The organism is Alistipes sp. AM16-43 (assembly GCF_003435745.1).
In the GTDB taxonomy this organism is placed as follows: Bacteria; Bacteroidota; Bacteroidia; order Bacteroidales; family Rikenellaceae; genus Alistipes; species Alistipes onderdonkii.
The window spans coordinates 4,185-27,244 of sequence record NZ_QTUQ01000013.1; the positions used below are offsets into that span (position 1 = coordinate 4,185).

A 23,060-nucleotide genomic window follows, 5' to 3' on the forward strand; every position below is an offset into this window, starting at 1 on the left:
CTATGACGTAATGTGCGAAAGGCAGCGCCGCAAGGGCGTCTATGCTTCGCAATACCTGATCCCCGACCGTACGGCGCGCCAGATGGCGGCACTGGCCGTGCGATATTTCGACAATGACAGCCGTGTCGTGGGCGCCGCGAACCTGAACCTGCTGTTGCAGCAGGCATTGAATCCTTCGGGGCCGAGCCTCGGCCGCGGCGGCTACACCTACCGACAGGGCGACCGCGTGATGCAGTTGCGCAACAACTACGACAAGGATGTGTTCAACGGCGATCTGGGTTATATCCGGGAGGTGGATACGGAGGACAGGATGCTGACGGTGGATTTCGACGGCAAGAAGGTCGAGTACGATGTCACGGAACTCGACGAACTGACGCTGGCCTACGCCACGACGATCCATAAGGCCCAAGGGTCGGAATACCCGATCGTGGTCATGCCGGTACTGATGACCCACTTCGTGATGCTCCAGCGCAACCTGATCTATACGGGTATTACGCGCGCCAAAAAGATCTGCGTGCTGATCGGCGCAATGAAAGCCTTGGCCTATGCCGTCCGCGATATGTCCGTGCTGAAACGCAATACGAGCCTTCGGGAGCGGTTGAATCCCTCCCTGACGACCGACGGGAAACTCCGGGGCTGAATCTTCGACAGGGCTGCCGTCATTTCCTCCGCCGGTAAGGTCGAAACCGCCGGGACAAAAAAGGGTGTCCTTCGAAAGAACACCCTGCGTCATGCGATGAAAACGAGCTATTTGGCAGCTGCCGCAAGCGACGTTTTCCGGAATTCCTTGAGTTTCTTCTCAAGCTCCAGCGACACCTTACGGGCGCGCAGTCCCGCAGCTTTGTTGTTTTTTCCCGCCTGAAGCTCTGCGTCGGTCTTGAATGCCGCATACAGCTCGTCGATAGTCTTTACCAGTTCATTCATGGTCGTATGGAATTTAGTAGTTTAACACGATCCAAAAATAGATATTTTTTCACAAAAACAGCTTTGTGATGCTATTTTTTTCGGCCGGTTCCCTCGGTGCACGGCATTCCATTCCCGAAAGAATTTTTCTGCGAGGCTCCTTCGGGTTCTGCATGCCGGGTTCATATGCGGTATATGTCCGTGCTGCCGGCTTACAACTCCAGATTCCACTGCCGTCTGTGCTCCAAGAACGCTTCCCGGGTTCTGTCGTCGAATTCCGAGAGATCCTTCTCCGTAAGGATTCCGTTATAGAAAAGGCTGAATACCGTCAAAGCATAGCGGGAGCCGTTCAGACCGTCATACTGACGACTTATATCTTTGTCGAATGTCTGTATGCTCTTATATATTTCCAAATATTTCTCATGGCAGGACTGCGCTTTTTCATCCTGCAGGAGTCGTTTGAGTTTCGCCAGAAAGGTACAGCATTCACGCTCCAAGGCCCGGCTTATGAGTGTTCGGGCAATTTTCTTTTGGCTTTTATCCAATTCTACCATACAGCTTTCGGAGATTATGTTTTTCAGGACTCCAAAATAATTATTTTCGGTCTATTATACAAATATACAAACCGGATATCGGCCCGCGGGAAAAATTGCTAAAACGGGCGGCGATATAAGAAACGCAAATTCTCGAGGATGAACCGCCGGAAGCTGAAAAACCGGGGCACGGCTTGCTGCTTTCGAAAAGAATCCGTATTTTTATCCTGTGCAAAATACCGCAAGCACAATTTTGTCAGTTCCGGATACTGTTGGGAAACGGTGTCCGGAGTGTTTATACCGTCATATGGGAATACCGAAAACTCCCTCCAAAGACACTTTTCATCTACCCGTACAGGCCGTTGTGTGAGATCACGACAGCTCTCTTCAAAACATAAAAAATTCCGTCGTGAACAACGGAACGCGTCAGCATATCGGTACATCGTAAATCTCCATCTTTAGGATTCTCCGAAAGAACAGAGCCGTCCGGAGCGATATTTATCGTATATGCATCGGGGCGACACGTATAAAAAACGAATTTCGAGCGTGAGACAGCCGGGCATTTTATTCCCCCGAAAACAGGACATACAACTTTCCCGTTTTCCGGACATTCCATGTTTTTACCCGGCCTTTGCGAGTCTTCTTGCCATATGGCTAAATAATGAGCCGGTGCAGGCGATAGACGTAATAGTCTACGGCATGTAGGCCGGCCACGAAACCTTTTCCGTGTACCCTTGCTGCGAGTCCTGCGACGCCCGAAATCCCGTATGTGACGCAACACATTGATAAAACCGTGGCACGCAAGCGCCCATGGGCTCCGTGCCGGAACATGGATACGGTCGAGCGTGTCTTTTTGGCCTCCGGCAAGACACTGGTGAAACTTAAATCGGAATAGATATATTCACATTGCCATTGCCTGGCAAGTAAATTCTCCTCCCCACGGTTTAGGAATGTTTCATCCATGAATTTCCGAGAGGTGCCCGGCATATTCTCCGACTCCTTGCAGAGCAGGCAGGCCATGAAAACCGTTAGCAGTATGAATACCGATTTACGCATTCCGATAAACTGAATCTATTACAAAATTAACTGTTCGTATGGAACCGGCAAATTTTCCGGAGATATATACCGGAAACGGAGATGAATCCGACCGAATGCAGGATATTGCCGGATGCTTCGATCCGATTATACCCAGAAATGACGGGTTTCAATATGACATCGAAGCTGCTGCTTCCGATGTTTGTCACGGCAAAGATAAATGGAAATTACCTATCCTGCCGGTTGCCCCGGGAAAGATAAGCCCGGGGCGGTCGGCCGTGCCTCCCTCTCCGGCTCCGGGGCGGAAAAATCATCCTCGCCGGGGCTGCGGTATTTTTCCGCCCCTGCGCCTGCGCCGCGGGCTTATGAATCTTCCCGAGGCAACCGACCCGTTCGGGATATAAAGCCTCATAACATATTATTCATTGCTTGCGCGATAAAAACAATAAAATTCGTGTGAGCGGAAAACACGTGAGACACACGGTAAAAACTGTTACATGTTATGCAGACTGCGAAAGCAAATTCGAAATCGAAGAAGGGCGGCAAGGCCGCAGTTCGGACGCCGGCCGTTTCCGAGGCCGTTGCGGCGCAAGCGCAAGACCCGGTTGCAGCCGGGAGTCCCGACACGAAACCCGCCGAACCGCAGGCAACGGATATCGGAGCTGTGAATCCTGTCGCAGAAACCAGTCCCGCCGAACAACCGACAGCCCATCCCGAGACGGATGTCCGGCTGCTGGATCTGAACAAGATCGTCAATTCGACCTATAATCCCCGGAAAAACTTCCGCGAGGATACGCTGCTGGAACTTGCCGAGAGCATCAAACAGTCGGGCGTACTGCAGCCTATCTGCGTGCGTCCGAAGGACGAGGGCTTCGAGATCGTCTACGGCGAGCGTCGCTACTGGGCTGCCGCCATGGCGAACCTGAAATTCATTCCGGCCTTGGTGCGGGATTTGTCGGACGCCGAGGCCGAGGATGCCGCCATCACGGAGAACCTGCAACGCGAGGACGTGCGGCCGCGCGAGGAGGCCGCCGCCTACAAGCGGGCCCTGCAGTCGGGGCGGCATACGATCGAGAGCCTCGTGGGCAAGTTCGGCAAGTCGGAAGCCTATATCCGCTCGCGTCTGAAGTTGTGCGAACTGATCGACGCTTTGGCCGAGATGCTCGACCGGGAGGATATCTCGGTGGGCGTCGCTACGGAGATCGCCAAATATCCTGCCGACATCCAGCAGGAGGTCTACGACGAACACTTCGCCGAGGGGTGTTACAACTCGTGGAAGACAGCGCGGATCAAAGAGATCGCCCGGCGGCTCTACGAGCGTTACATGACCAAGTTGGAAAGCTACAACTTCGATAAGACGGAGTGCCTTTCCTGCCAGCACAACACGGCCAATCAGGTGTTGTTCAAGGACGAATGTACGGGCGGTTGCGCGGGCTGCCAGAACCGCGAGTGCATGATCCGCAAGAACAACGAGTTTTTGGTACAGAAAGCCGTGAAACTCCTGAAGGACGACCCGCGTACGACGCTGGCTACGGACGGCGAAACTCCTGCCGCAGTACTCGAAGCTCTTGAGAAAGAAGGCTATCACGTCGAAGAGCTGGAATACAGCGTTTATCACTACGATAAAGGCCCTCAGATGCCCGACGCTCCACAAGCCGAGGAGTTCGAGTCAGAAGAGGATTTTACTGAGGCTAAGGAGGAGTACGAGGCCGAAATGGCGGCGTTTGCCGAAGAAACTCAGCGGTTGGAGTTCGACATCTCGGAAGGACGGGTGCGCAAGTATGCCGTCATCGGCAACCTCGATATCGAGCTCCGCTACGAAGAGATCGAGGACGAAGAGCGGGAAGTGACGGTAAACGAGGGGCAGGACGATGAGCATAAGGTCTTCGTCACCGTCGTTCCGCCTTCGCCGCTGGAGGGGCTGTTGCAACAGGAGCGTCGTTACCGGGAAATCTGCTACGAGCATATCACGACCGATATGAAGCGGGTCTTCCTCGATGTGAAGGTTGCGAACAAGCCCTTGCAGAAAGAGGAGCAGCAGATGTTCTACTACGCCGTGATGCAGCGCGTAATGAGCGACTCGAAACTCCGTCAGTGCGGTTTCCGACCCAAGGAAGGCTCTTACCTGACCGACCGGGAGCAGTTTGCCGCGGCGGGACGCATTACGGTCAAGCAGCAGGCTGCGTTGGTTCGCGCGTTTCTGGTGGACTACTTCCGATCGGCAGCTCCGGAGTATGGATGTACGGACGAAACGCTCCTGACGGGCATGATGTGCCGCTTCGCGGATATGAACTTCACGGAGCAGAGCCAGAAGGTGCAGCAGGAGTATCTGCAAGTCTACGAGCGTCGCAAAGCCCGTCTTCAGGAGCAAATCGACGCTTTGCAGGCAAAAGCCGAGGCCGAAGAGTTGGCGGTCTCGATGCAGGAGGCTCCGGACGTCGAGCCTGAGGAGCTTCCTGACCTGCTGCCGGACGAGACGCCCGCTATAGAACCCACCCCGGAGCCGCTGATTATTCCGATGGACCCGGATATCGAACCCGACACCCGGATGCCTGAGGAGATGAAAGCAGCGGCATAGTAACAACATGAACTAAATGTCCAAACCGACGGAGCAGGCGTAGCCTGCTCCGTCTTTTCATTATTATTGCTATGAATAAGATTTCAGAGATTCCGGAACAAGAGTCTATTCCGGAAAACCCGGCAGTCGAAACGTCCGCCGATCCATGGCGCTGCGAAGAATGCGGTTCGCTCGAAGTGTCCTACCGAACATGGGTGGACAGCAATACGGGACAAGTTGCACCGGCAGCTCCCGAGCAGGATGATTTGTGGTGCGACGGATGCGAAGAGCACACGTACCAGATCCGCGAAAGCGAATTGATGTCCGATACGGTCGAACCGTGGTGGAAGGATGGCACGACGGAGGAGGATCGGGAAATTATTACAGGACTGAAACGGGAGAATTTCAGCGTGAAGAACGATCGCAAGGCTTTCCGCGATGCCTGCGACATGTGGTGGCGCGGCAGGACGAACGACGAGAAGATCCGTCTCTGGCGGCAAGCTACCGCTCCGGAGGAAGAATAACGTAAAGATAAGAGCCATGAATAAGAATCTGATTGAAAAGATCGCTCCGCAGTTGACGGAGCTGATGATAAAGAAAATGGAGACGCTCACCGAGGAGTGGCGCAAGCCGTGGATCGCCGACCTTGCGCACGGTCTTCCGCGCAATCTGCGCGGCACGCCCTACCGGGGCGGGAATACCCTGATGCTGCTGTTCCTCTCGGAGATCGCTGGCTACCGTACGCCACTCTTCACGACCTTCAAACAAGCCAAGGAAGAGGGGTTGAACATCCTCAAAGGCTCCGGGTCGTTTCCGGTCTTCTTCTGGAAACTGTACATCCGCCATAAGGAGACCCGCAAAAAGATCGAACTGGCGGAATACTACCGCCTGCCGCAGGAGCAGCGGCGGCAATACGACGTGCTGCCCGTGATGCGCTATTACCCGGTCTTCAACATCGACCAGACGGATATGTCGGAACAGCAGCCGGAGCGCTACACTTCGCTTACGACACCGACCGGGCCGAAAGACTACTCGGACGGTCTGACATGCGAGGTGCTCGATCGGATGCTGGCGGAGCAGTCGTGGCTCTGTCCCATCCTGCTCAGATCCGGCAACAGGGCGTCCTATTCGCCGACGCTCGACCGGATCGTCTGCCCCGAAAAACGGCAGTTCCCGGAGGGCGCGGCATTCTACACGACGCTTCTTCACGAAGTCACGCATTGCACTGGGCATGCGGAGCGTCTGAACCGTCCTTTTGGCGCTTGCTACGGAGATGCCGACTACATCCGCGAAGAGCTGGTCGCCGAGCTTACGGCAGCCTTGTGCGGTGCGATGCTGGGCTTCGCCACGACACCCCGCGAGGAGAGCGCTGCCTATATCAAAGACTGGCTGGCGGAGTTCCGTAAAGAACCGACCTACCTGTTCGACATCCTCACGGACGTGAACCGTGCCGCGCGGATGATCTCCGAACGGCTGGCCGTAGAGCAGGAGCCGGAAACCCCGGGAGCGATTCCGGCCGAAGCCGCCTGATCCAGAAACCGAATATAAACGATTGTTCAACCAGCGCCGCGACCTTTGGGCCGCGGCGCTTTCATTATCAGCAATATGCAACAATCCAAAACTGAAGAACGGTACAGCCTCGAAACGCTGTTGCCGATGAATGAACTTTACGACCACTGCCACCGCCTGACGCAAGAGGACGTGGATATGGCCAATAAGCTGGTGCGTCACATCGAACATACCCGCAACCCGCTTGTCCCGCAGGTCGGCGACCGGGTGCGCTATACCACGCGCTACGGTGACTTCTACGGCAACGCCTTGATCGAGGCCGTCCGTGAAGGCGGAACGCCTTCGATCTGCCTGTGTCCGTACGTTCCCTTTGTGTGGAGGACAGCCGGCGGCATCGGCTGCGCGGTCAGCGGAGGGCCTTTTACGGTCGTGGCGTCGCGGGCGCTGCAACCGCGCGGAAGCGTGCTGGGGGATTTCTGCGATTGGGGACATTGCGGCGTCTGCGGCAACGGTGCAGTCCGATTCTGCGCCGAGGTGCCGCTGTGGGAATACCGGGAACCGGAGCCGCTTTACGGCGATTTCACGACCGAGAAGTGGCGTAAGATCAGCCTTCATAAAGACCCGGAACGTCGGGACAGTGACCTTTACCGCGGCGACTGCATTTCGTTCCGGACGGAGGAGGAGTTCCGGCGGTTTCTCTCCGATTACGAAGGAACGGTATTCGCGGCTCCCGATCCGAAATCCGTCATCGTTTGGTGCTATCGGGACGAGCAGACCTCCGTATCGCAAGAGAAATGGAATGCGCTCGATGCTCCGGTTTCAGAGCGTCGCCTCTATAATGCGCCCCAACCCGTGAAACTCGTCAAGGATCACGGGCGGAATACCACGGTCTGCTATTTCGTCAGACCGGAATTTTCTTATAAATAACTTGATTCTCTATGACTATGAAAAACAAAGAAACACTCGAAAAACTGCGCACTTATCAGATCGGCGTCATCCGCTCGGTCATCGCCAGCCGGCAAGGGCACCTGGGAACCTATCTGGCCGATGCGACAGACCGCGAGAGGCTGGCAGATACGGGCGGCCTCGCCTACGAGGAGTATTACGAGTCACCCCTTACAATCAGATACGACGGCCTTTGTCGCAATGTAATCTCCCTCGATTTTTGTGAGGACGGACTGACGCCCGTCTGCCTGATGGACGGATGGGACGGGGATGATTTCCCGCTTCCGCTTGAAAATCTATCCTGCGATACCCTGCAAATCATCATCGAGTGGCTGGAGGAGTACGATTTCATCCCGTCCGCCGAAGCTGCGCCGCAGACGACAAGCGACCTTACGGCAAATTTCGTGGAACGCTGCCTGCCGGAATACCATACGCGCTACGACGTTTTCCGGCTGGGCGAGTTGCAGAACTTCCTCGACGGACATGAATCTCCGGAATTCGGGCTGGACCGCGACGAAGCCGCCGCGGAGCGCGACCGTCTGCAACTCCGGATCTATGCCGAGGCCGTCACCGCCTTTATGAAAAGGCAACCCGCAGCGCTTCCGGGCAATGTGTCCCTGCGCGACTATGCCGAGGTGCTGGTCGATATCGCCTATGAAGCCGGGCGCAGGAAGTTCCGGCCTTCGGACAACTCCCGCGATACGGCCGCGACGCTCATTGCCTGGGGCGACGAGTTCTCCCGGCGGCACGGGAATACGGACTGGGCGGAGAAGGAGTACCTTGACGAGATTTACAGGTTCATCGACGGGAAACTGCCAAGCGTTCCGAGTAAGGACGATCCGAATGCGGAGTTCGACATCGCCTTTCTGAACCGTGCGGCACTCGAAAGACACGGATACGATACTGCGACGATTACGGACGGCGATCTGCAGGAGTTGGCCGGACGGATGGGCGATTATTATTGCGACAGTTCGTTCAGCGAACATCTCCATATGGCTTGCGACGATTTCGGATTGCAAACTCTGGAATAGTATTGCTTCATATTTTCTAACCTGCGCCGCGACCTTTCGGCTGCGGCGCTCTTTATTTCCATTACTATGAGTCACATAATCGTAAAACGTATCACCATTACTTCGGACCTACGGGTGATGGTGCGTATGGCGGCGAACAACATCCGCCCGCTCGACTTCCGTTACGGCGAGATCGAATCGCTGACCGAAACGTTGCGCACGAAAGGCCGTCCGACACTCGAACTGGAACTGTTGTCGCTCTTTTTCAGGGGCCTTTAGCAGGGCCGAACCCGCTATGACCGGGCTGTCGGTTACACGCTGCTGACCGACGGCATCGACAAATACGAGGCGTGGGAACGCTGCCGCGAGGACAAGGAGTACGAACGGAGCCTGCTGCTGCGCATGCGCGGCTTCCTGCACTACCGTCCCGTTCCGTGCTGCTGCCACCTCGAACACCGGGGGTGCCCCGTGCGGCGTATTTCGGCCGGGCGCATCTCTTTCTCGCGGCAACACCGCCGCATCTTTCCGAGCGTCATCGACGCACAGGCCGCGCTGGTCGCAAAGGGCTGGAATCCCGACGACTTCCAAATCATAGAAGAAGATACCAAAAATCTTAAATCTCAGAAACAATGAAAACCTATCGCATCAACAAAAACGCCGAGCGTCTCGCTCAGGGGACGGGCTTCGCTCCCGAATTGATCTATAATATCTCGCATGTCCGGCTTCAGGGCCGTAACGGCCGCTGTGGGCGCTTGAAGACTTTATCAATGAAAAGCTATGCCCCACAGGAAAAGTTACGGTGTGGGACGAAACCGTCATTCGTATGGCACTTGATCTGAAAGACATGGACACGCTGGCTTGCCGAATCATCGACCTCTGTGAGCGAGCCGGTGTTCAGGTTCCAGCGTGTCTGACGCTGCCCTGTACAGAACGATAATATTGCATACTCACATAATATCCATTTAATCCAACATCAGCCATGCACGAAGCAGAACGATATCTACGCGATCCGAAAACCCCGAACTCCCTGTATATCCAATATCAAGGTCGACGCCGACGCCTGTTTTACAACCGCGATCAGAACGTTTGCGGCATCATAGCTGTCGGCAAACGAAGGCGGGGATTCGGATTCAGCGACTGGGACGGAATCGAAAAGATATTCTGGCCGGCTCCGGCCGAAGATCCCGCGGAAACCGACCGCCGCCTGATCCGCAAGTTCCAGCGCGAAGCAGCCAAGGCAGGATTCACAAGTCCGTTCATACGCAAAATCCGAAATGCAGATTACAGCAAGGACCTCTATGAAAACGGTATCACGACCGGAACCCGCATCGACGGGCAGATCATCTCGCTCGAAGCCGTGCGCAAATGGTGTGGCGAGGAAACGTACCGGTGTTTCTGCGAGGCCGTCAGAAACCGCACGCCGTACCATTCAGTGCAATTCGACTTCCGGGGTTACGACGGCTCGCTCTGGGTGGAGCCCTGCGACAAAGATGACGACTACAATCAAGCCGGAGACCTGAATGCCGGATTTTCAAAAGAATTCCGCGGGTGCGGCAACGGTTATTACTACCTGCTTATCAACGAGCGAACCTTCATCGGTTGCGATATAGATTAATGAAAAATTTGGACTATTATGAAAATCATGTGTCAGGAGCACTACGATAAGGTAGTGCAATACGCCGAAAGCATCGGCGACAGCACGCTTCGGGAATGTTTGGAGCGCCTCGAACGCCGTGAGCAAAATCCCCATCATCCGTGCCAGATCGAACTTTACAGGGACTTCGCGCCCTATTCGTTCCTCTTCAAGGAACGCTATCCCGACGGGAGTCTGGGCGTTGTCGGCGGATTGGTTTATCATGGATGTCCGGATCGGTCGTGCTGTTTTATCGACCGTCCCTTTCACGGCTGGGCGACCCACACCTGAAAAACCGGTTATTTATGCGTATGAAAATTTTGCGCTATGCTGCAGACAGGGACAATCGGTTCGGAGATGTCCGTACCACCGTATCCGACCTTCGTCGGGGAGTGTATATCCGATTTGTCCCATGTTTGCTGCGGCGAATGACGAGCGATAAGACACAACTCTTGAAGGCGTATGCCGGACAAAGCACGGAAATTGCATATCATCAGGATAATTCGTATATTTGTAAAGCGAAACGAACTCCGGCCCATGACCATATTCGATGACTATATCCGAAATAAAGGCTGCTGCAAGGTCTCAAAGACATTACTTTGGGACTATGACTTGACGCAGTTCGACTGGCAGCGTTCGCGTAAGGTCGTCGTGCAGCGCATCATAGAACGGGGATGGCTCCGGGACTACTTCGCGGCGTTCGACCTCTACGGAGGCATCGAAGGCTTCCGGGAAATTATCAAAGAGGTTCCGACACTCTCGGCGCAGGATATGAATTTCGTATGTACGGCTTTCGGCCTTAAAAAAGAGGAATTGAGATGTTACACACGCAGACAGTTGCGCCGCAGACACTTGGGTTGTTGAAACAGTTGGAGGCCGAGCCCCGGCTTGCGGCGTTCAATCTGGCCGGAGGTACGGCTTTGGCCTTATATCTGGGGCATCGTGTGAGTGTCGATCTGGATCTGTTCACTCCGGAGTCGTTCGACGCCGGGGAACTCGAAGCGTTTCTTTCGCAGCGATACGGATTCCAAACGGCCTTCAGGCGCCCCGACACGCTGAAAGGCATGATCGACGGCGTTAAGATCGACTGCATAGCTCACAAATATGCATATCTCCGGCAGCCCTATGCGGAATCCGGAATCCGTTTATACAGCATCGAGGATATCGTCGCCATGAAGCTGTCTGCGATAGCCGACGACGGTTCGCGGCTCAAAGATTTCGTGGATATCGCCTGTCTGTCCACCCGCATCCCGTTTTATGAGATGCTCAAATGCTACGAACGAAAATTTCCGCAGGCAAATGTCATCCGCCCGTTCAAGGCACTCACATATTTCGATGACATCGATTTCGGTGAGGATATCGTCATGCTGAATTTCGAATACGACTGGAAACAGATCGCCCGACGACTGAAAGAGATGACAGTCCGCCAAGAGCATATTTTTTCGCAGTGGCCGTTAAAAGAACAGAAACGTCCCGTAGCGGAGGACAAGGATATAACCTCTATGAAACGGGGTCGGAAGAGATGAATCCGTATCCATGTTAAAAATGTCCGAACCCGGATTTTTATTTTCTAATATCACGATGCGCCGTTCTGCGGCAATACAATAAACCTGTTGGTATAATCATCGGATTGTCGATGGGCTTTTTTCAGTTCGGAAGTTTGTTTATCTTTGTCGGACAAAAACTTACAAAAATGACCAAAGCAGATATCGTAAAGCAACTCGCCCAGGAAACGGGCGTCGAAGCCGTGACCGTTTTAGCCGTCGTGGAAGGTTTCATGGAAGAGGTGCGAGCCGCACAGATCCGCAAGGAAAACGTTTTCCTCCGCGGTTTTGGTACGTTCCTGATTAAGCATCGCAAAGAAAAGACGGCGCGTAACATTACGAAGAATACGACGATCAAAATTCCGGCACACGACATTCCTGCATTTAAGCCTTCTCCCGCCTTCCAGCGGCTTTTGGAAAAGAAATGATTGCCACAACGCCCCGATTCGGATGTTCGAATCGGGGCGTTGCCGTTTTATCGCTGCCGGTGACCCGTCAGGCATTCAGGCGTGCATGGTCTGCGAGGAACTTCTCCAGCCCGCTGTCCGTCAGCGGATGTCTGAGCAGCCCTTCGATTGCCGCAAGGGGGCATGTCGCCACATCGGCACCCGCATCGAGACACTGGATAATATGCTGCGTATGACGGATCGAAGCGGCCAGCACCTGCGTTTTGTAACCATAGGTGCGGTAGACCTTCACGATGTGGGCTACCAATGCCACGCCGTCTTCGGAGATGTCGTCGAGACGTCCCACGAACGGAGACACATAGGTCGCTCCGGCCTTTGCCGCCAACAGCGCCTGCCCCACGGAGAATACCAGCGTGCAGTTCGTCCGGATATTCTTCGCCGCGAAGTATTTTACGGCCCGTATTCCTGCGGCCGTGCAGGGCAGTTTCACGACGATGCGGGGATGCAGTGCCGCCAGCGCCTCACCCTCTCGCACCATTCCTTCGAAGTCGGTGGCTATGACCTCGGCGCTCACGTCCCCTTCGACGATGTTGCAGATTTCAACGTAATGACGGTTGCAGTTCTCCGTACCCCGGATGTTCTCTTTGGCCATCAGAGAAGGATTGGTCGTTACGCCGTCCAGAACGCCCAGTTCATGCGCCTTGCGAATCTGCTCCAAATTGGCTGTGTCGATGAAGAATTTCATGGTTCGATAGGTTTTAGGTTTCCATAAAGATACGAAAATTCCATATAGGTTATACCGGATAATATCCGATTTTACATTGCGGAAATTCTTTACGACGCTGTCAGTGTCTGGAAAAAGTCCGTCGGCGGCTGTACGGCGGCATGCTGTCTTCCCGGATACCTCGGGCGGCGACATATCTCCGGTTCGGATTCACGAACCTTTGCGGGGATCGGAATTCTCGTTGCGATTTTCGGTTCTTCTCCCCGGGATACCGCATAGTCCTATACGCCGGACACATCCGTAGAAATCGGATGTTAGGACATTCGAACGTCCGGAATGTAGGCCGTGGGGATCGTTCCGTTTGCGGGCATCGTTTTTTTGCTTTACCTTTGCATCCCTGTAAGGAAAAGCCTTGTTTTTCCGGAAAATTCAGAGAGATAAAACTTTACCGAATCATGTATTGGACACTTGAACTGGCATCGAAACTCGAAGATGCCCCCTGGCCCGCAACGAAAGATGAACTCATCGACTATGCAGTACGTTCGGGTGCGCCGCTCGAAGTGCTCGAAAACCTGCAGGAGATAGAAGACGAGGGTGAAATCTACGAATCTATCGAAGACATCTGGCCCGACTACCCCTCCAAGGACGATTTCTTCTTCAACGAAGATGAATATTGAGTTTCCTCAAGCTGCATGAAAGACACCCCGGTACGGTCTGAAAACCGTACCGGGGTGTCTGATTGTTCGGAAACGAACAGCCTTTCAGAGCCGCAGCGTGCGGAACCACGTCTGAATATCCTCTTGCAAAGTGCTCCTGTAAGATCGCCGCACGGATTCGAAACATTCCCACTGCTGCATAAAAACTTCCGCATCGGGTTCGACCGCCTGTCTCTTTACAGGAGTTTCGCATCCAACAATTCCCCTGCGGGTATCTCCACCGTCTGATGGCGGGCTCCGTTTTTCTCGACGATTTCCAGCAAAAGCACCTTGTCGTCGGGGATCGTAAGCTTGGGCAGCGCGAATACCGTCCGCTGACGCTGGTGCCCCCTTACAACTGCCAGATCGTTGCATACGCGCAGGATTTCGAGCGATGTCTGCTGTTGTGCCGTACGCTTGGCGAGTTTGCGATCCGCTACGATGAACCGCCGCGCATCCACCTCGAAGGAGATGTTCGTGTCGTTCGAGATGCAGGTGTGAATGTATATCACGTCATTGAACACGTAAATCCCCAACACTTCGACTTCAATGCCGTACTTCTTCGCACGAATGCCCTTCACGTCCGTACGGTTTTGGCGGTATATGTCGCTCAACATGCGTTTTACGGTCGCGGGCTTTTCGCGGCCTACTTCGCGCAGCAGCACCCGTCCCTCGGATGCTGGGGCCGTCGGCTGCGGATAGCCCGCGGCAGCCGGTTTCTTCATACTTTCTGGTTGCGGTTCCTGCACTGTAAGATTGAGGGTCGAGACAGCCGGATTCTCGGCATAGTGGACATCGAAAGTGAAAAATCCGCCGTCCTCGGTGATAACCGTCAGGTTGGTCTCGGCGGTGAAATTCCGCACGGCGGCTTTCACGCGCACGACGTTCTCGGCTCCGTCGGCTTTTCCGGCGATGATGTCCATCGAGCCGATGTCGATATACGTGACGGGCGACGGGAAAAGAATATGTACGGTCTTGGTGAATCCCGCTTCGATACGCAGCGGCCGGATCTCAGCCGGCGTTTCCGGTGTCGTTCGTGCCGTAACCTTTACCGCTGCGATTGCCGCGACGATCAGAATCAGATAAATAAGGTCTCGTTTCATGTGTGTTCTATTCTTTTGAAATCAATAATAGCTGATGATTGGCTTTGAGGGTGATCTTCACCTCGCGGAGCTTCCCGGCGACATACTGCGACGAAGCCTGCAATCCTCCGCGCGCCAACTCGGACAACACCTGCTGTCCGGCCGAACGGGTGACGTTTACACTCGTTCCGGCGGTCTGCCCGACGGATGCCAGCGCCTCTTTGAGGGCCGTCCGCTCGCGGGAGTTCGGGACGTTCAGCCCCGGCTGGCCGTCGAGGTCGTAAGCTGCGGCTTCGACGGCGAAGATCCGCCCGCCGTATTCGACGGACGACACCGTGACTTGCAGCCGCATTCCGGCAATCGTCGCAAGACCGTATAACGGAGTGTTGCGGGGAATTAGCACTCCGTCGATGCGCACGGCTTCCAGCAGCCGCAGCTGTACCGTGCTTCCGGCACGTATGACCTGTGTCTGAGCTACGCAGGCTTTGACGGTCGGTACCTGATTCTCCGCCGCACGTCCCGTCGCGGTCAGAAATCCGAGGTTGCGCTCGATGGTGAAATCCGCCCGCGTGTCGAGCGTCGAGGCTTCGACCTCACCCTCCCGAACGGGCCGCATGACGGACAGGCGCGAATCCCTTCGCTGCTTCGTCGGCCCGGCCTCTTCGCCCGCGGCCGTTCCGCCGCCGAGATATTTCCGGGCAAGCTTGTACTGCTCCTCGGCCATTTCCAACGGGTCGGGCTGCTGCCGCTCGGCATCGAGCTGGGATTGCAGGGCCGTGACCTGCTCTTTCAGGGCTTCGACCTCGGCATTGCGCTGCGGAGCGGCGTAGAAGCCCTGCACCTGCTGCTGCATGGCCCGGTTGGCCTCGGCGGCCCGCTGTGCGGGGTTGTCCGCCGGGGCAGACTCCTCGGCGGGTTTGAGCCCGTCGTCCAGCAGCGAGAACGAGTTGTCGCCGAGTGTCATCATGCGTTTCTGCTGCTGTTCTTCGCTGCGGAACTGTTCCGCGGCTTTGCGTTTGTCGCCGACGGTGGCCTGAGCCTTGCCGTCCGGGACCGACGTGTTGATCCCCGCGGCCCCTTCTTGAGGCTTGACGGGTGCAGGCCGGAATATGAACCACAGCACGACGAGGAATATGCATCCGAGGATCGCCGCGAAGAGCAGTACCTTGCGTTTGCGCTGCCGTTCGAACTCCGCCGAGGGGTCGCTGCACGGATTCTTGTTGTCTGTCATAATGGTTTACGGTTTCAGGGGTAAATATTCAAAATGCCCGACCTCCAGCTCCGGTACCATGTCCGTAGCGAACAAGAGCCAAAGATAAAGGAGCAGCAGCAGGACGAGCGCCGCGAGTACGATCCGCTCCCGGATGCAGGGCGCGAGCATGTCGTGCCGGCGCCGCAGCGACCGCCGCACCCAACGGATGCGGCAGTGCAGGGAGTGCGGTTTAACGGTCATAGGTTGCAATGTCTTTGTTCTCGACGATGTTCAGCGCTTCGACCATGAATCCCTGCGGGTTGTTGTCCGAGCGGGAGACGTTCACCAGACGGCACGTCGTGACGAGCGACCGCTCCGTGACGGTGCTCTCGCGCAGGATACGCTGCCGTGCAAAGGTCGTAACCTCGTAAGGATAATGGTTGAAATCGCAGCGGATGCTGTCCACTTTGACCATCTGCGAGACATTGCCCGCGATCAGGCGGTTGAAGAATCCCTTCTCCTGCAAGACCTTGTAGTAGGACAAGGCGCTTTTGTCGGCCATCTGCAGGGCGCGTCCGACATTGGACTCGATGGCCGCCTTGTCGGGCGAGAGGGTGAAAAAGAGTTCGTGGAAGCGCCGCACATGCTCGCGGGCCTCTACGGGACGGTTCTGTGCGAGGTCCTGCGAGAGCGCCACCATCAGCGAGCGCCCGTTGTCCAGTACGTAGATCTTCTGCCGTTGCCGTTCGGCGAAGGAGTAGGACAACCAGACCGCCGCCACGGTTACGACGGCGCAGATTCCGACGAAGACGAAAGCGTACATGCGCAGTTGCCGAAACGATGTTTCGATGTTCGTTAAACACTTGAATTCCATAACAGCGAATTATTTTATTTTCTGAAAATAAGCCGGGCGCCGTTCATGATACCACGCCCTACGGCCTTACCGCCCGATAATGCCGCCGAGCCGGCGCCTTTGGCCCCGGCCCATGCTTTGCCGGCCGTCCATCCGGCTCCGGCGCTTACGAGCGAGGTCATCTTCGAGACGGTCTTGTTGTAGGCGGCGAATCCGTTCGCCTGCACGACCCACGAGGCGATCGAGGGGATGCAGAGATATCCGCATACGGCCACGAGCATGAAGATCAGGTTCAGGCTGTTCGACCAGTCCACATACCAGTTGTATCCCTGCTCCATAAGTTCGGTATCATGCCGCATGGCGAGACTTTGCAAACGTGCGATGATCGCTGAGAAAAGGTCCGAGATCGGCAGCCACAGGTAGATCGAGACATACTTCGTGAGCCATTGCGTCAGTGTGGACTGGAATCCGTCGAACACGGAGATGGCAAAGGCGATCGGCCCCAGCAGCGACAGCACGACCAGATAGAAGGTCCTCAGCACGTCGAGTATGACGCTCGCCGCCGCGAAGAGCAGTTCGAGTATCCATGCCAAGCCTTTGAAGATAAGTCCTTTTACAGACCATGAGGAGCGTTCCTCGTTCATGCGGTCGAGGGTCTGCTGCGTCTGGTCGTCCACGCCCAGTTCGCTGAGCTCGCGCTCCATCTCCTCGTCCTCGGCGTAGTAGCTGTCCGGAGGCATCTGCTCGCGGCCTTCGAGTTCGAGCCGCTCACGCCGCTCCTGCCACTGTTCCATGTCGAGCGTCTGCCCGGCCATAAGCGAATGCGTTGCCTTTACCAGCGGCGAGAGAATGCCGTTCAGGCTTCCCAGCACGAGTGTCGGAAAGAACAGGATGCAGATTCCGATGGCGAAGGGCCGCATAAGGGGAAAGAGGTCGATAGGTTCGGCTTGGGCCAACGACTGCCAGACGCGGTAAGCGATGTAGAGCAGCGCCCCGATCCCTGCGATGGCCATTGCGACCTGCGACATCGGGTAGCACAGCGCCATCATATCGTCGTATAACACCCGGAGAATCGTGTGCAGATTCTCCGTAAGGGAAAGCATGCGTACCATCGTCGGCTACCAGTAGCGTTGTTCGTCGGTTCCGTACAATGAGAGCACACCCTCCATGTCCCGCTTCCGGGCGGCCCGCAGCAGGGATATGGAGATGTTCTTGCGCGTGTAGTAGCGTGCCAGATCGCGGTGGCGCCGCAACACGCCGTAGACGCGCTGCACTACGTCGATACGGTCCTTGTCCGTCAGGGACATGTCCGTAGGGTTCACGATGTCCTGCAGCTCCTTCAATTCCCCGGCCGACTCCTCGATGATGCGGGCGTAGCCTGCGGCGATGGCCGCGAGCTCCGCGGGCGTGAAGTTCTCGTCGCCGACCATGCGGCGATAACCGTCGACGTAGATGTCCGAGATTTCGCCCACGAGCAGGATGCACTGCTGCACCTTGCGGGCCGAGCGGACGAGGTTGCTGACGGATTTCAGGGCGTCGTAGTATCGCTTCCCCTGCTCATAAATCTTCACGGTTTCCTGAAAACTTTGCAGCATGGTGGAGCCGTTCTTGGCGGCTTCGACGATCTGCTTGGTGGAGTTGACGATGCCCTGCGCGAGGTTCGTGGGGTCCGAGACGACCCACTGGGCGTATGTGCTGCGGCCTGTGCAGACGAGGCACAGACACAGCAGGATAATTTTCTGTTTCATGCTTGAATTGATTGTGTTATTGAGGATATTCACCCGAAGACGGGCATCACCGCTTTATCCGCCGACCCGAAGCCGGTTGTCCGGTTTGCTCTTTCCTTGTAGAATCGATCTCTTTCTGCCGCACTCCGGAGGCATGTTTCTCCGGCTTCGGCCCTTTCCGTCGCAGGGACTCGAACAGATCGTCGGCGTAGGACTGCCGTCCGGTCATGCGTACGAGCCGTGCGTCCAGCTCGCGGAAGGCTTTTTCGGCCTGCCGGGACTGCTCTTCGCGGGGGATGCCCGGCTCGATACCGTATTTGTCGAGCAGCTGCCGGTTGATATAAGGGCTATCGACTTTTTCCGGGAAGCGTGCTAACCATCCTAAGGTCTGCAACTCGGCATCGAGTTTCTCGATGTAGGTTTGCCGCAGGGGAATTTCCGGATCGCTCTCCAGCACCTTTTCGGCTTCCCGCACCATACGGTTCTCGGTCTTCCAGATTCGCTCCCGAAGCTGCTGAACCTGCTGCGGAGCTTCCGGACATGCCGGGCCGTCCAGCCGCCCGCGCATCTCCTGCAACCGGCCCATATCGGTATCCCAATCGTAGAGTCGCACGACGTAACAGGAGGGCATATAATGCCCACTTGTTTCTGCCAGATGGCGCAGCTCGCGGAACGTCTCGGCGCGGAACTGCCGGTCGATGATATGCGCTGCGGCCTGCACCTCGTCCATCGGAGGCTGCCGGAGCCCGCTGTCGGGATGCTGCTCCAAATAAGCATCCAAGAGAAAGGTGTGCATGGCCAGCAGGCCGTGCAGGGAGTGGGCGGTGTCAGCCGGAACGTCCGCGAGGCGCCGCCCGATCTTTTTCGCAAGCGGCGTCCTGCGCAGGGCCTCCATCAGTTCCAGCATATCTTTTCCTGCCGCATCTTCGGGCGTCCTGAGAAAGCAGTCTGTCGCTGTATTCATTGTCAGCCCGATTCCGGCAATGGTCAGATCCGATTTCCGGTGCCGTCGCACGAGATCCGTCATACTGCGTATATCCCGTTCCCGGAGCAGGTTTTCAGCATGACGTGCAATGAGCGTGCGTCGATGCTCCTTTTTCCAGTCCGGCTTGCGGCGGAATAGCCGCGCGATCTTATCTTTCCATTCCATAGCCGTCGGATTTAGAAATGTGTGACTGCGGGCAGCGTCTGCCGAAGGGCCGCCCCTGATTGCAGGGGCAGCCCGGAAATCCTGAATGACGCTCCATTATTCGGCCGGTTCGTTGAAAGGTTCTGCGGCGACGATTTCGTCGTCGTCCCGGCAGCGGATGCTGTCTTCGGCGACGAAGCGTCCGTAACAGCCGATGGTGAGCGTTTCGGCGGCCGCGTCGTAGATTACGCGGTTGCCGTCGTCGGCCCCGAGCCAGAGACGGTGGCGGCGCAGCGCGATGATGCCGTCCTGCACGAGCCGTCTGTAGCAGAGCGCATGGTCGAAGACGAGGATGCGCCACGTCCCCTCGCCGATACGGCGTATCGAGGCCGAGAGGTTGTTTTCCGCCGAGAGCCACGCCCCGCAGATGCGGTCGGCGTCGAGCTGTTCCCGAAGGTCCGCCAAAGTGCGGATAACTTCGGTGCGGGTTCTGATCTCCTGCTGAAGGGCCGCTACGGCCGACGCAGGTGTCGATTGATTACTGTTCATTGTCTTGCGATTTTGAGGTTCGTTTGAAAGCGCCGCCCGGCACGAGGAGCAGCGCATCGGCCGAAGGCGTGTAAAAGAGGTCGACCCGGCGTCCGCCGTAGGCCGTGTAATAGACGCAATCCTTGTAGTGCAGAACATGCGTTTCGGACGTGCTTCGCCCCGTGCCGGCGCCGCAGTGCGTAAGAATGATTCGAAATTCATCGCCGCACAGCTCGATTATCAGCCGCGTATCGTCGAGTGTCGAATGCCATGCTCCGCACAACGGACCGATTTTGTGGTATTCGTAATCGTAGAAGAGGTGAAACGCTCCGAGCATGGCGGTAAACGTCAGCAGGATGCCGGCGCATATCCAAAGCAACTGTTTCATGGCAGCGGGCATTAAGATTCGGTTTTTGTTTCGCGTTCGCGTGCCAACTGCCGGATGGCGGCTTCGATGTCGCCGCCGAGCTTCCCGGAGAGTTCCATGACCTGCATCTTCTCCGACTCCTCAGTGGTATAGGTCAAATATTCTTCGACCGAGGTTTCCGTGGCATAGACCGCCGACTGCACGCCTCCGAGTCCGATCCAGACCTCTTTATAGCGGCGTTTAGGATCGTTCGAGAGGTTGATAGAGAGAATCTGCGCCCGCTCCTTGTCCGTCAGCCCCAGCAGACGTTGTATGCCGTCGAATTTCGAGAGGTATTTGCGCTGGTCCAAAAGGATTTTGCAGTCGGCGTTGTTGATGATCGACTCCTTGACGATGGGCGACGAGATGATGTCGTCCACCTCCTGCGTCACCACGACCGCCTCGCCGAAATACTTGCGAACGGTTTTAAACAAATACCTAATATATGCACTCATATTGGCCGAGGTGAGGGCCTTCCAGCACTCCTCGATCAGGATCATCTTGCGGACGCCTTTCAGCCGTCGCATCTTCGAGATGAAGGTCTCCATGATGATGAGCGTCACCACCGGCAGCAGCGTCCGGTTCGAGGAGATGTTGTCCAGCTCGAAGACGATGAAGCGCTTGTCCAGCAAATCCAGCTGCCTGTCGGAGTTCAGCAGGTAGTCGTACTCGCCGCCCTTATAGTAAGGTTCCAGCACGTTCAGGAAGTTTTCGAGGTCGAAATCCTTCTCGCGCACGCGCTTCTGCTCCAGAAGCCGCCGGTAGTCGGTTTCGACGAACTCGTAAAAGGTATCGAACGAGGGGACGATGGAGCGGTCGGCGCGGAGCTTCGAGAGGTAGAGGTTCACGGCGTTCGAGAGCGCCACCTCCTCCGAGCGTGTCGGCTCCTCGGATTCCCGTTTCCAAAGGGTCAGCAGCAGCGTCTTGAGCGACTCGCGCTTTTCCACGTCGTACACCCCGTCTTCGACATAAAAGGGATTGAAGGCGATGGGCGCCTCCTCGGTGTAGGTGAAATACACCCCGTCGCGGCCTTTAGTCTTGGCGTGAATCAGCGAGCAGAGCCCTTGGTAGGAGTTGCCCGTATCGACCAGCAGGATATGCGCTCCTTGCTCCCAGTACTGACGAACCAGATGGTTCGTCAGATAACTCTTGCCCGAGCCCGACGGCCCGAGGATAAATTTATTCCGATTCGTAATGACGCCGCGCTTCATCGGAAGGTCCGAGATATCCAGATGAATCGGAATGCCCGACAGGCGGTCGGACATCTTGATTCCGAAGGGCGACAATGACGAGCGGTAGTTGGTCTCCTCGTTGAAAAGGCAGAGCGCCTGATCGAGGAAGGTGTAGAAACTCTCTTCGGCAGGGAAGTCGGCCTCGTTGCCGGGAATCGCGGCCCAGAACAGCACCGGCATGTCCACCGTGTCGTGATGCGGCGTGCAGCCCATCAGCGCGAGCTGCGAGCCCACGTCGTTGCGGATGCGCTTCAACTCCGATTCGCTCTCGGCCCATGCCATGACGTTGCAGTGGCACCTTATGGAGCGCAGCCCCTGCGAATGCGCCTCATTGAGATACATTTCGATCAACTCCCGGTTGATGGCGTTCGAGCGCGAATAGGCCGCCAGCGAGTTCATGTTCCGGGCCGAGGCTTCGAGACGCTTGAGCGTTTCGTCGTGGTCGTCGAGGAAGATCACCTGATTGTAGACATGGTTGCAGGAGAGCAGCAGCCCCACGGGCGCCGCGAAGGAGAGGCGGCAGTCCGAGCGGTCGGTCGAGAGGCGTTCGTAGCGGAAATCCGTCGCCACGCTCTGCGGCAGCATGTCCAGATCGGAGAGCGTGTGCATCGAGAGGTACTTGTCCCCGATGCGCATCACACCCGGGTCGAGACGGATATCCTCGTTTACGACCGGAAGCCGTTCGTCCGAGAGGGCGAAGTAACGGGCCAGCAGCCCCGCATCATCCGCCGTGCCGACGATCTCGGCTTCCGTAAGCCGCTCGACGCGCACGAGGCCCGAATCGTTCAGAATGCGTTCCATCTGCTCCGCAGCTTCCAGAAAGCGCGTCACGGCATCCGTGTCGCGCATCTCCCGCGGGACGATGAAACCCCGGCACAAGACGGACGAAGCGCTCGTCTGACGCATCCGTTCGGATGTGGTCTTCGTAACGAACAGGTAGCACGTGTGGCGCAGGTAGGGCCGCTCGTTGAAGTGGCGTTCGTAAGAGCGGGCGAGAAAGCTCCGCTCGGAGCCCACCTCCGGTGCCATGTATCGCTCCTCGATAAAGAAATCCTGCTTGTGGACGACCGTGTAATCCGGCAGCACTCTCAGGGCTTTGAGCCATGCACCGTGCAGCGCTTCGTACTCCTCGCCCGTGAGGGTGAAGAGTTCGGGCAGCAAGACGCGGTAAGCCGCGGTGATGTCGGCGAACTTGGAGATGATGCAGTTGTTCTCGACCCGCAGCAAGGGGAATTTCGATTCCAAGGTCGAGGTTTTCAAGGTTCCGCGCATAAACTTATGATTTTATGGTTCGACGAATACGAATGCGTAGCAGCCGCCGGATGGCCCGACGATGGATGATGCGCCGCGGATACCGGCGCGAGGCCATGAGTTTTTGAAGCCCGTGGGGGCCGAAACGGCGGTTCAGGTAGAAGG

At 56.4% G+C, this 23,060-nt stretch carries 28 protein-coding genes; 15 read left to right on the forward strand and 13 right to left on the reverse strand.

The window, feature by feature from the left end:
• A partial coding sequence (locus tag DW189_RS13715) for an ATP-dependent RecD-like DNA helicase (protein WP_117508576.1) occupies window positions 1-640 on the forward strand: 640 nt, incomplete at its 5' end.
• A gap of 107 nt (window positions 641-747) precedes the next feature.
• On the opposite strand, the gene DW189_RS13720 is transcribed toward DW189_RS13715, so the two are convergent.
• Window positions 748-924, reverse strand: a complete 177-nt coding sequence (locus DW189_RS13720; protein WP_009597166.1) for a histone H1 — start codon at window positions 922-924, stop codon at window positions 748-750.
• Between the two features lie 191 nt (window positions 925-1,115).
• Entirely contained in the window at window positions 1,116-1,457 is a 342-nt protein-coding gene (locus DW189_RS13725; protein WP_015545962.1) for a hypothetical protein, read from the reverse strand.
• Window positions 1,458-2,530: 1,073 nt separating this feature from the next.
• Between DW189_RS13725 and DW189_RS14310 the strand changes: the two genes are divergently transcribed.
• The 13 genes from DW189_RS14310 (at window position 2,531) to DW189_RS13795 (ending at window position 12,097) form a co-directional block, all read left to right on the forward strand.
• Window positions 2,531-2,875, forward strand: coding sequence for a hypothetical protein (locus tag DW189_RS14310; protein ID WP_141417853.1), 345 nt, complete (start codon window positions 2,531-2,533; stop codon window positions 2,873-2,875).
• 98 nt (window positions 2,876-2,973) lie between these two features.
• The gene (locus tag DW189_RS13740; protein WP_117508560.1) at window positions 2,974-5,049 is read left to right on the forward strand and encodes a ParB/RepB/Spo0J family partition protein; all 2,076 of its coding nucleotides are present in this window, start codon (window positions 2,974-2,976) and stop codon (window positions 5,047-5,049) included.
• A 71-nt stretch (window positions 5,050-5,120) separates the two neighbouring features.
• Complete coding sequence (locus DW189_RS13745) at window positions 5,121-5,552, forward strand: hypothetical protein (RefSeq protein WP_117508561.1); 432 nt, start codon at window positions 5,121-5,123, stop codon at window positions 5,550-5,552.
• 16 nt (window positions 5,553-5,568) lie between these two features.
• On the forward strand, window positions 5,569-6,558 hold the full coding sequence (locus DW189_RS13750; RefSeq protein WP_117508562.1) for an ArdC family protein: 990 nt from the start codon (window positions 5,569-5,571) through the stop codon (window positions 6,556-6,558).
• A 75-nt stretch (window positions 6,559-6,633) separates the two neighbouring features.
• A complete protein-coding gene (locus DW189_RS13755; protein ID WP_117508577.1) occupies window positions 6,634-7,464 on the forward strand; it encodes a DUF4121 family protein in 831 nt (276 codons plus the stop codon).
• Window positions 7,465-7,481: 17 nt separating this feature from the next.
• Window positions 7,482-8,513: a hypothetical protein gene (locus DW189_RS13760; protein ID WP_232045457.1), complete on the forward strand. Its 1,032-nt coding sequence runs from the start codon at window positions 7,482-7,484 to the stop codon at window positions 8,511-8,513.
• Between the two features lie 66 nt (window positions 8,514-8,579).
• Window positions 8,580-8,771: a hypothetical protein gene (locus tag DW189_RS14680; protein ID WP_232045456.1), complete on the forward strand. Its 192-nt coding sequence runs from the start codon at window positions 8,580-8,582 to the stop codon at window positions 8,769-8,771.
• 123 nt (window positions 8,772-8,894) lie between these two features.
• Window positions 8,895-9,125, forward strand: a complete 231-nt coding sequence (locus DW189_RS14685) for a hypothetical protein (protein ID WP_022333581.1) — start codon at window positions 8,895-8,897, stop codon at window positions 9,123-9,125.
• A gap of 346 nt (window positions 9,126-9,471) precedes the next feature.
• A complete protein-coding gene (locus DW189_RS13775) occupies window positions 9,472-10,107 on the forward strand; it encodes a hypothetical protein (protein WP_022333583.1) in 636 nt (211 codons plus the stop codon).
• Window positions 10,108-10,125: 18 nt separating this feature from the next.
• Entirely contained in the window at window positions 10,126-10,416 is a 291-nt protein-coding gene (locus DW189_RS13780) for a DUF4120 domain-containing protein (RefSeq protein WP_009596277.1), read from the forward strand.
• 246 nt (window positions 10,417-10,662) lie between these two features.
• Window positions 10,663-10,989, forward strand: a complete 327-nt coding sequence (locus DW189_RS13785; RefSeq protein ID WP_014774786.1) for a DUF6922 domain-containing protein — start codon at window positions 10,663-10,665, stop codon at window positions 10,987-10,989.
• Window positions 10,944-11,651, forward strand: coding sequence for a nucleotidyl transferase AbiEii/AbiGii toxin family protein (locus DW189_RS13790; protein WP_117508565.1), 708 nt, complete (start codon window positions 10,944-10,946; stop codon window positions 11,649-11,651). The genes DW189_RS13785 and DW189_RS13790 overlap by 46 nt, the downstream gene beginning before the upstream one ends.
• Before the next feature lie 167 nt (window positions 11,652-11,818).
• The gene (locus DW189_RS13795) at window positions 11,819-12,097 is read left to right on the forward strand and encodes an HU family DNA-binding protein (protein ID WP_009596283.1); all 279 of its coding nucleotides are present in this window, start codon (window positions 11,819-11,821) and stop codon (window positions 12,095-12,097) included.
• Between the two features lie 67 nt (window positions 12,098-12,164).
• On the opposite strand, the gene fsa is transcribed toward DW189_RS13795, so the two are convergent.
• On the reverse strand, window positions 12,165-12,821 hold the full coding sequence (gene fsa, locus DW189_RS13800) for a fructose-6-phosphate aldolase (RefSeq protein WP_014774785.1): 657 nt from the start codon (window positions 12,819-12,821) through the stop codon (window positions 12,165-12,167).
• 434 nt (window positions 12,822-13,255) lie between these two features.
• Between fsa and DW189_RS13805 the strand changes: the two genes are divergently transcribed.
• Window positions 13,256-13,477 (forward strand): DUF2795 domain-containing protein, encoded by a 222-nt coding sequence (locus tag DW189_RS13805; RefSeq protein ID WP_009596288.1) that lies wholly within the window; start codon window positions 13,256-13,258, stop codon window positions 13,475-13,477.
• A 215-nt stretch (window positions 13,478-13,692) separates the two neighbouring features.
• On the opposite strand, the gene traN is transcribed toward DW189_RS13805, so the two are convergent.
• The 10 genes from traN to DW189_RS13855 all read right to left on the reverse strand — a co-directional run bounded on the left by traN (window position 13,693) and on the right by DW189_RS13855 (window position 22,916).
• Entirely contained in the window at window positions 13,693-14,598 is a 906-nt protein-coding gene (gene traN, locus DW189_RS13810) for a conjugative transposon protein TraN (RefSeq protein WP_117508566.1), read from the reverse strand.
• A gap of 7 nt (window positions 14,599-14,605) precedes the next feature.
• On the reverse strand, window positions 14,606-15,808 hold the full coding sequence (gene traM, locus DW189_RS13815; protein ID WP_117508567.1) for a conjugative transposon protein TraM: 1,203 nt from the start codon (window positions 15,806-15,808) through the stop codon (window positions 14,606-14,608).
• A 6-nt stretch (window positions 15,809-15,814) separates the two neighbouring features.
• Window positions 15,815-16,030, reverse strand: coding sequence for a hypothetical protein (locus tag DW189_RS13820; protein WP_117508568.1), 216 nt, complete (start codon window positions 16,028-16,030; stop codon window positions 15,815-15,817).
• Window positions 16,020-16,643, reverse strand: coding sequence for a conjugative transposon protein TraK (gene traK / locus DW189_RS13825; protein WP_117508569.1), 624 nt, complete (start codon window positions 16,641-16,643; stop codon window positions 16,020-16,022). The genes DW189_RS13820 and traK overlap by 11 nt, the downstream gene beginning before the upstream one ends.
• A gap of 14 nt (window positions 16,644-16,657) precedes the next feature.
• Window positions 16,658-17,734, reverse strand: coding sequence for a conjugative transposon protein TraJ (traJ, locus tag DW189_RS13830; RefSeq protein WP_117508570.1), 1,077 nt, complete (start codon window positions 17,732-17,734; stop codon window positions 16,658-16,660).
• Between the two features lie 6 nt (window positions 17,735-17,740).
• Window positions 17,741-18,370 carry a DUF4141 domain-containing protein gene (locus DW189_RS13835; RefSeq protein WP_117508571.1) on the reverse strand — a complete coding sequence of 210 codons (630 nt, stop codon included), beginning with the start codon at window positions 18,368-18,370 and terminating at the stop codon, window positions 17,741-17,743.
• Window positions 18,371-18,416: 46 nt separating this feature from the next.
• Window positions 18,417-19,499 carry a hypothetical protein gene (locus DW189_RS13840; protein ID WP_087401825.1) on the reverse strand — a complete coding sequence of 361 codons (1,083 nt, stop codon included), beginning with the start codon at window positions 19,497-19,499 and terminating at the stop codon, window positions 18,417-18,419.
• 96 nt (window positions 19,500-19,595) lie between these two features.
• Window positions 19,596-20,027 (reverse strand): hypothetical protein, encoded by a 432-nt coding sequence (locus tag DW189_RS13845; RefSeq protein ID WP_087401827.1) that lies wholly within the window; start codon window positions 20,025-20,027, stop codon window positions 19,596-19,598.
• Window positions 20,017-20,394: a DUF3876 domain-containing protein gene (locus DW189_RS13850; RefSeq protein ID WP_229126765.1), complete on the reverse strand. Its 378-nt coding sequence runs from the start codon at window positions 20,392-20,394 to the stop codon at window positions 20,017-20,019. Before DW189_RS13850 ends, DW189_RS13845 begins: the two co-directional genes overlap by 11 nt.
• A gap of 11 nt (window positions 20,395-20,405) precedes the next feature.
• Window positions 20,406-22,916, reverse strand: a complete 2,511-nt coding sequence (locus tag DW189_RS13855) for a TraG family conjugative transposon ATPase (RefSeq protein ID WP_117508572.1) — start codon at window positions 22,914-22,916, stop codon at window positions 20,406-20,408.
• Between the last annotated feature and the right edge of the window lie 144 nt (window positions 22,917-23,060).

Bases quoted from the DNA above. Each gene is read 5' to 3' on its own strand.
- DW189_RS13720 (WP_009597166.1), bottom strand. From the start codon at position 924: ATGAATGAACTGGTAAAGACTATCGACGAGCTGTATGCGGCATTCAAG.
- DW189_RS13725 (WP_015545962.1), bottom strand. From the start codon at position 1,457: ATGGTAGAATTGGATAAAAGCCAAAAGAAAATTGCCCGAACACTCATA.
- DW189_RS14310 (WP_141417853.1), top strand. From the start codon at position 2,531: ATGGAACCGGCAAATTTTCCGGAGATATATACCGGAAACGGAGATGAA.
- DW189_RS13740 (WP_117508560.1), top strand. From the start codon at position 2,974: ATGCAGACTGCGAAAGCAAATTCGAAATCGAAGAAGGGCGGCAAGGCC.
- DW189_RS13745 (WP_117508561.1), top strand. From the start codon at position 5,121: ATGAATAAGATTTCAGAGATTCCGGAACAAGAGTCTATTCCGGAAAAC.
- DW189_RS13750 (WP_117508562.1), top strand. From the start codon at position 5,569: ATGAATAAGAATCTGATTGAAAAGATCGCTCCGCAGTTGACGGAGCTG.
- DW189_RS13755 (WP_117508577.1), top strand. From the start codon at position 6,634: ATGCAACAATCCAAAACTGAAGAACGGTACAGCCTCGAAACGCTGTTG.
- DW189_RS13760 (WP_232045457.1), top strand. From the start codon at position 7,482: ATGAAAAACAAAGAAACACTCGAAAAACTGCGCACTTATCAGATCGGC.
- DW189_RS14680 (WP_232045456.1), top strand. From the start codon at position 8,580: ATGAGTCACATAATCGTAAAACGTATCACCATTACTTCGGACCTACGG.
- DW189_RS14685 (WP_022333581.1), top strand. From the start codon at position 8,895: ATGCGCGGCTTCCTGCACTACCGTCCCGTTCCGTGCTGCTGCCACCTC.
- DW189_RS13775 (WP_022333583.1), top strand. From the start codon at position 9,472: ATGCACGAAGCAGAACGATATCTACGCGATCCGAAAACCCCGAACTCC.
- DW189_RS13780 (WP_009596277.1), top strand. From the start codon at position 10,126: ATGAAAATCATGTGTCAGGAGCACTACGATAAGGTAGTGCAATACGCC.
- DW189_RS13785 (WP_014774786.1), top strand. From the start codon at position 10,663: ATGACCATATTCGATGACTATATCCGAAATAAAGGCTGCTGCAAGGTC.
- DW189_RS13790 (WP_117508565.1), top strand. From the start codon at position 10,944: ATGTTACACACGCAGACAGTTGCGCCGCAGACACTTGGGTTGTTGAAA.
- DW189_RS13795 (WP_009596283.1), top strand. From the start codon at position 11,819: ATGACCAAAGCAGATATCGTAAAGCAACTCGCCCAGGAAACGGGCGTC.
- fsa (WP_014774785.1), bottom strand. From the start codon at position 12,821: ATGAAATTCTTCATCGACACAGCCAATTTGGAGCAGATTCGCAAGGCG.
- DW189_RS13805 (WP_009596288.1), top strand. From the start codon at position 13,256: ATGTATTGGACACTTGAACTGGCATCGAAACTCGAAGATGCCCCCTGG.
- traN (WP_117508566.1), bottom strand. From the start codon at position 14,598: ATGAAACGAGACCTTATTTATCTGATTCTGATCGTCGCGGCAATCGCA.
- traM (WP_117508567.1), bottom strand. From the start codon at position 15,808: ATGACAGACAACAAGAATCCGTGCAGCGACCCCTCGGCGGAGTTCGAA.
- DW189_RS13820 (WP_117508568.1), bottom strand. From the start codon at position 16,030: ATGACCGTTAAACCGCACTCCCTGCACTGCCGCATCCGTTGGGTGCGG.
- traK (WP_117508569.1), bottom strand. From the start codon at position 16,643: ATGGAATTCAAGTGTTTAACGAACATCGAAACATCGTTTCGGCAACTG.
- traJ (WP_117508570.1), bottom strand. From the start codon at position 17,734: ATGGTACGCATGCTTTCCCTTACGGAGAATCTGCACACGATTCTCCGG.
- DW189_RS13835 (WP_117508571.1), bottom strand. From the start codon at position 18,370: ATGAAACAGAAAATTATCCTGCTGTGTCTGTGCCTCGTCTGCACAGGC.
- DW189_RS13840 (WP_087401825.1), bottom strand. From the start codon at position 19,499: ATGGAATGGAAAGATAAGATCGCGCGGCTATTCCGCCGCAAGCCGGAC.
- DW189_RS13845 (WP_087401827.1), bottom strand. From the start codon at position 20,027: ATGAACAGTAATCAATCGACACCTGCGTCGGCCGTAGCGGCCCTTCAG.
- DW189_RS13850 (WP_229126765.1), bottom strand. From the start codon at position 20,394: ATGAAACAGTTGCTTTGGATATGCGCCGGCATCCTGCTGACGTTTACC.
- DW189_RS13855 (WP_117508572.1), bottom strand. From the start codon at position 22,916: ATGCGCGGAACCTTGAAAACCTCGACCTTGGAATCGAAATTCCCCTTG.